At 26.3% G+C, this 4,311-nt stretch carries 2 protein-coding genes; one reads left to right on the top strand and one right to left on the bottom strand.

Annotated elements, in window-relative coordinates:
* Positions 1 to 26 precede the first annotated feature (26 nt).
* A complete protein-coding gene (locus NSA58_RS16735) occupies positions 27 to 551 on the top strand; it encodes a 2'-5' RNA ligase family protein (protein ID WP_039677995.1) in 525 nt (174 codons plus the stop codon).
* Between the two features lie 69 nt (positions 552 to 620).
* On the opposite strand, the gene NSA58_RS16730 is transcribed toward NSA58_RS16735, so the two are convergent.
* Positions 621 to 4,256 (bottom strand): CDP-glycerol glycerophosphotransferase family protein, encoded by a 3,636-nt coding sequence (locus NSA58_RS16730; RefSeq protein ID WP_257560713.1) that lies wholly within the window; start codon positions 4,254 to 4,256, stop codon positions 621 to 623.
* Positions 4,257 to 4,311: the final 55 nt, after the last annotated feature.

The following is a 4,311-nucleotide window of genomic DNA, read 5'->3' as shown; positions in this document are numbered from 1 at the left end:
AATAAAAAGTTCTGGAGGTATAAAAGTTGAGATATGTAATTGTTAGTGTAGTAAAAGGAGAAGGTGGGGATTTTAATAATAATCTTCGAAGAGAAGTTTTTAAAAAACTTGGTGCTAAGTCTTCTAAATTACCTGCTCACTTTACTATTAAATCTCCTTTTGAATGCAACAACATAAGTGAAGTAGACAAAGTAATAGAAAATTTCTGCAATAATCATAACAAAGCTAAATATACTTTAGAAAAATATGGTCACTTCGATAATAGAGTAATTTATATGAAAGTTCATATGAGTGAAGAAGGTAAAAAGCTTCATGATAATTTAATAGACGAGTTAGACGAAATAGATTTTATCAATTTTCAACTACACGACGGAAAAAATAAAGTATTTCATGTTACTATATCTTCAAAGAAAATACAAAATATTTATGATGAACTATGGGATTATGTTAATCAAATTCCATTCAAATTTAATTGCTTCTTTGATAATATATGTATTTACAAATGGGAAGATAACACATGGAAATTACACAAAGAGTTTAATCTAAAATAAAGCTATACTAGTTTTTCTAGTATAGCTTTATTTTAAAGTGTAATAATATATTATCATCAATTAAAATAACTACAATAAATTACTTTTACTTGATATATATTGGTACGTACGTTTACTATTATCATTATCAATATATGCAAAATAATAATCTCGTAAACCTTTATATTTCGGATCTTCAGTAAAATTGTTTTTAATTTGTTTTTCAATTCCAATTAATAAGTCTTCATATTCTGTATATCGTTCTCCGAATAATTCTTGTTCCATGTCTAAATAGCTTCCATGAGCCTGCTCATACATATCATAATCAAACTGATAAAATAGTACTGGCTTTCCGAGATAATATACATCCCAACATACACTAGAATAATCTGTGATTAACATGTGGCATTTTTTAATAATTTCATTTAGTGGTATGCTTCCAAAAGGAATTAATTCTATATGTTCTCCACTTACATTAAACTGACCTATGTAATCTTTAAATTTTGGATGAATGTAAAAAATTAGTTTTACATTGTATGTCTTTAATAGTACTGCTAAATGGTTACTACTTAATAATTTCATATAATTATGATAATAATCACTCTTTACAAATTCATCTGCAGATTTTTCTTCTAACCAGCTTCTCCAAGTTGGCATTGCAAGAATAATCTTTTCTGTATCAGTTGCTGTATTTTCAAGGACATCCCACCTTGTAAATCCAAGAATAGGTGCATTCTCTTTTTTATATTTAAAATTTTCTACTACAATATTTTGTTCAAATTTAGATGTTGTTGTAAAGTATGTCATTGGACTAGAACCTTTCTTTCCAAAAATTCCATCTACTTTCTTTAATGCAGTTACACCATGTTGCAAGAATAAAATTTTATGTTTTGAAATTAAGTATGAAACAAAATTAGGTTTTGCTCTCCAAATATATAAATGTTTTTTGGAATCAGAAGCAATATACATTTTGGCAACCATTGTATACAATATATGTTTAAAACTCATAAACGGAATAATCTGTTTTTCATATTTTTTAACTTTATCCCAGTCAGGAGAGTTTTTATCTAAAATATAAAATATTTTTTTTCGTTCATTTTTAGGCAATTCTTCCATACAGTATTTAAAGAAATAATATCCATTGTCTTGAGCCATGGAACAGAATTTTTCATATACAAGCCACATTTTTTTTCGTTTCCAATATGGATGCAGTAAAGTAAATACAAAACAAGCTAAAAATTCTTTTATTTTTGTATCCCATCCATCATAAGGAGTTTTTTCACGATAAGTATAAGCTAATTTTCCACTCAAAGTTCTGTAAGGAAATAAAATATTATTACCTGAAATATTCATTTGTTGATTCATTATCATTAATTTTAATCTTTGTCTTCGATTCAGATAATTTGATGCCTTTAATTCTATATTTTTATATGTTGTTTTTACAATTACATCCCAAAATAATTCCTCCATATGTTTGCCTTTTAAGTCCAGTTTTGCATGAATGATAATTTGGTTTCCAGAAGTATTTACTGTATAATCAAATGGATACTCTAATTTTTCTATGCTACTTCTATAACTTAACACTACATCTGTTATAGGATTTGGTAAAAAATTTAATTTCAAATTTATCTTTAATACAGTACCCTCTATTTTAAAAGAAGATACTCTTCCTTTGACATTTTTACTAAATAACCTTTCTGGATTTTCCACCCATATACCAAGAAATTGATTTTGAAATAAATATGGAATTAATTGATTTTCTGTATCATTTTTATTTTTATCATATTCTTTTAAGTCTACAGTGTTAAATTTTAAAGGTTCAAAAAATTTCCAAACAGAATGTTGTTTAATTTTATCCAGATAGGAAGTATAGTCTGAATGTTTAATTAAAACAGGCTGTTTTTCCTTTGTTTCTAATGCTATTAAATATTTTCCATTTTTATTTAAACTTTCTGCATTCATAATTTCATTAAAATCTTCTTTAATAAGCCCCAAATGCAATTCTTCATGATTTAATGGTCTTTTCCATAAGATGTGTTTTGATTGATTAATAATCATAAAAGAAGTGATATTGTCTATATCTTCCACATTTAAAATAAGTTGATTATTATCTATTTTCACTTCTGCTTTCACAAAATCTGTTTCTTTTATATAATATTGATGTCCTGGAATACCTGTATAGCATTCCTCAATCATGATTGGATTCACATTAAGATTTGGAAAAACTCTTTTTAACTCTCTATGCCATAGTACTGTATTCACATTGAATTTTTCCTTTTTACTACAATATTCTTCTATAAAGGTTCTAGGAAGTGTCTTAGTAATAAAAATATACTGTAAATCAAATCGACAATTATCATATAAATAACTACTAAGTTCTGGCCCAAAGAATTTTTTTTCAAAAATAACAATATCATTTTCTTTATCTACAGTATCTAGCACAGTCTGAATTCCTTCTTCTGTTTTTACATTTGGATAAAAACGAATATTCCATCTTTTTTTTGTATTCTCATTGTAGTTTAAAATAGGTAAATCATTTTCTTGATGATCAAAAATCAGATTAACCATATTTTTTGCATTTTCTAAAGAATCGTATGGAAGAAAATCCTTTATATAAGAGAGATTTTTCTTATAATCATACTCTTCAGATAGATATGTTTTCTCTTTTATACAACTAGCAAGTGCTTTTACATCATAAATTTTACAAAAGGGAAGTTCTTTTACATTCATGTACATTCCACGGTCATGCATATATTCTTTATAATCATACATAAATAAAATTATTGGTTTTCCAGTAATGGAGTAATCAAAGAATACACTAGAGTAATCTGTAATCAATACATCCATGCTATTCAAAAAATCATACTTTTCTATATTATCTGGAAATGGATAAATATGTTTATAGCAATCTAATACAATACTATCCTGCAAAATAGGATGAAAATTAACATACATTTTCTGATTGTTTTGAAGTTGACTATCAAGATAGGTTAACATCTTTCTAGTTTCTTCTTCGTAGTTATCCTTTTGTACAGAATGATTACTCTGTCCTCTCCACGTAGGCATATATGCAAATGTGGTATAATTTTTATTATCCAGCTGTTTTTTTACTTCATTTCCACTTCTTTCATCTGAAAAAATAGTATTTCTTGGATAACCATTGTAAACTACTTTTCCTGTATATAGCTTTTCTAGATTATAGTCACGCATCATGACTTCTTTTGTGAATTTATTTGGGAACATAAGATAATCAGCCTGCATAAAGTTATGCTGGATATTATACATAGACTCAATACCAAAACGCATCTGTTTTCCCAATGTTTTCAAAGGTGTTCCATGCCAAGTCTGTAAATAAATCTGCTCTGGTCTTTTAATGAAATAAACTGGAAAAGAACTATTATTAATCAAATATTTTGATGTAGCCAATACTCTAACATATTCATAAGTTGTAATATCAACTAGATTTATTTGAGTTAATCCCATTTTTTTTAACTTATTGCTATGAGTTTCTTTTTGTGTTGTTGCAAAATAAATTTTATAATCATCTGAATCAGATCGTTTTAAAAATTCCCTTAAAATTGCAAAAGAAGAATCTGAAATATCTTTTCCATGAAAGGATTCGAAAAGAATCTGTTTTTCATTTACTTTACTATTCTTGTAGTACCATGCATAAATAAATTTTAATTTAGGTTGTTTTTTTCTTAATTTTTTCAAAATTTTTTTCATTTTTGTCTCCATTTATTTACATTTATTTCTTAATACTTTTACTGTTGGCTAGATC

The organism is Terrisporobacter muris, assembly GCF_024621905.1.
Classification (GTDB): Bacteria; Bacillota; Clostridia; order Peptostreptococcales; family Peptostreptococcaceae; genus Terrisporobacter; species Terrisporobacter muris.
This window is presented reverse-complemented; position numbering and strand designations above follow the sequence as displayed.